We start from the raw sequence: 2,922 nt of genomic DNA on the forward strand, positions 1-2,922 counted from the left end.
GCTCCTCGCGCGGCTCGTGCGCGGCGGCGATCCCGCGCACTGGAACCACGACGTGGTCGAGCAGACGCTGACGTCGATCGCCGCGGTCCCTGAAAACCGGCGCAGGCAGGACCTCATCACTTCCTTTTTCACGCTGAACAACGCCGAAGGGGAAGACGGCCAGGAAACCGTGGCTGCCGCGATCCGCGCCGGCGCAAGGCTTCTCAAAAAGGACGGGCGCATGGTCATCACGTTGTCGGCGCGGCGGGGCTTCGAAGACCGGGCGCTCGACCAGATCAAAGATTTCGGCTTTGAAGTCGAGGACGGCATCGGGTTCAACCGCCTGACCGACGAGCACCGCAACCAGCTGTTCAAGCGCGGGGAAGACCAGACTGACGAGGACGCGGTCTTCGTCGAAAGCGAAATCCGGCGCCGCCGCTTTTACGTCCTGATCCTGAAAAAAACCTCGGACCTTTCCGACGAAGCCATTGCCGCGCTTCCAACGAATAACATCATGATCTCGCGCTTTCCCGAAGAAGTTCCCGGGGCGGAGGAAACGCCCGTACGTCCCGACGATATTACGGTGCAGTCGACGGCCGAGCGGGAAAAGAAGCTCAAGGAAATCAAGCCCAACCAGCTCGAACGCTCGGACCTGCAGCCGAAATCCGAATCGCTGCGCGAATCGCCGTACACGCGCCGCCAGGCCGACAAGGACAGGTTCCGCGACCACCGCCGTAAGCTCGAGCTTATCAGCAAATACCGGCATCTGCTGCTGGGGCCGGCGACGCGAATCAACGACAACCAGACGCTGCAGCGCATCCGGCTTCTGCTCGACCGGACCTACGGCGAAAACGCGGGCAAGGCCAAATTCAAACCCAGCAGCGGCAATAAAAATCCGCCGTCGCCGCTGGATTTCTGGAAAACGCCGCGCGACGCCTGGGTCATGGATCCGGAGTCGACACAGTCGATCACGTTCAAAGGAAACCGCGGCAAGCCGGTGATCACGGTTTTTTACAGCTCTAAGGCGGGCGGCAAAGGCGAGGTCACGGGCATCGCCTTTCATGAAACCAACGGCGGCGGCAAGATCGTCTACACCGAAAACCGGAAGCTGCTGCGCCCGGGTTTCGAATTCAATATCGCGGAAATGCAGGGCAAGACCGCGGACGAAGCCACGCTGCTGCAATGGCTCGTGCTGGAGCAGAAGAAGATCGGGGCCGCGCCGCAGGCCGGCATTCAGCCACTCTATTCGGACGAGATCGACTACACGGAGCGGCGCAGGCTCTACGACCACATCGACCAGGTCTTTGCCACGCTGCTCGAAAACTACCTGGCCTTCGCGTCGATCCCCGAAGACGCGCATCATCCCGGCTTCGACTTTGAAGCGCTTTTCACCGACCCGGTGGCCCAGAGCGTGCAGGAGTTCCACGACAAAGAGTTTCCGACCGGCGACTATATTTTCCCTTACGCGGAGCAGCGCGCGTTTGTCCCGTACCTCTTCAACAAATGGAGGGAGGGCAGGGAGGCGATCACACTCGAAGAAATGGAAAAGTATTTCGTGCTGCGCCAAATGATCCGCGACCTGCGCGGCATTTTCCAGATGCTTGGACCGACCTTTTACAAACAGAAAACCCGGCGCAGCCCGACCGTAGGGGGCGGGGGAGCCGCCGACCAGGAGGAAGCGAGGCGCCACCGCCGCACCCTCGGCGGCAATACGTCGTATCTTTCCGCGCATGCCGTGGCCGCGATGGTGATCGAGATTCTGCGTTCACGCGGCGGCAAGGCCAAGCACCTGGATCAGGCCGCGGGCACGGGCGCGCTCGCCGACGCGCTTTCGCAGCAGGGATCGCCGAAACCGGACGGCAAGAATTACCTGCTGGCCGAAATGGACACGGACCCGAACATGCTGGCCCAGCAGCGGCCCGCGGGCTTCCGTCCCGAGGACGGCGTCGTGCATCTTTTGGGCGACGTGACGCGGCTGCGCGAAGAATTTGCCAAGCTCAAATTCACGGAGGCGCCGTTCGACATCATCACCGCGCTTTTCATCATCGACATGCTGAGAGCCGAAGACCGCAAGCGGCTTTTCATCGAAGCCAACATGTCCATGACCGTCGGCGGCGAATACATTCTCACCGTGCCGCAGTCCTGGGACCTCGACGATGCCGAGGCGTTCCAGCAGGCCATGTATGATCTCGGCTTCGACGTGGACACGCCGGTGCGCGGCCAGCACAAGGCCAAGCCGGAATTCCTCGACAGGATCGTGCGGGAGGTGAAAGATTCCACCAACGACGAAGGTTATGCCAAGGACATTTCGCGGGAAGTGGGCGACAGGCTGGCCAAGCAGTTCACGATCCTGCGCTTCGTGAAACGCAAGGACATCGATCCCGAAAGCGCCGCCGTCCGAAACATCCCGGCCGCCGCGTTCGAATTGAAAAAAACCGAGACCGGCGTGCGCGGCCCGTCGACGGGCACGAAGCCTTTCGAATACGACCCGCAGGCCATGCGCCGCTGGCTGGAAATCCTGCGCTGGCTCCTGAACGAGTGGACGGCCAACGACATCGAGGTTTTCAACGCGGACGCCGCGAGCATGGTCACGCGCGAGCAGATCATCGGCGAAGGCGGGCTTTTTCCCGAGATCGCGACGGAAAACGCGCTCGAACATCTCTACCAGTACCGCTTCCTTTTTTCGAGCACCGCGGAGACCGGCAACCATCACGAGTTGATTACGGTGGTGCACCAGTTCTGGAACCTCGGGGCGCGCCGCTTCCATCGCAAGCAGATCGAATTGCTCCGCGAGCTTTACCGCCGCGGGCCTCCCGCGCGCGGCCCGGCCCCGTCCCAGTTCAGCGCGAATTGGGCGGCCCAGCATCTGGCGAGCCGCGCCAAAGCGCTCGAACGCCTCGCCAGCGGAAAACCCGTCGCGGGAGCGCATCTGCAAAATCCCGC

At 62.2% G+C, this 2,922-nt stretch carries 1 protein-coding gene; it reads left to right on the forward strand.

What is annotated here, in order from left to right; all coding sequences use genetic code 11:
* On the forward strand, window positions 1-2,922 hold a 2,922-nt coding region (locus tag VL688_02745; GenBank protein HTL46963.1), incomplete at both ends, for a class I SAM-dependent methyltransferase.

This window comes from Verrucomicrobiia bacterium (assembly GCA_035495615.1).
Classification (GTDB): domain Bacteria; phylum Omnitrophota; class Omnitrophia; order Omnitrophales; family Aquincolibacteriaceae; genus DATJFP01.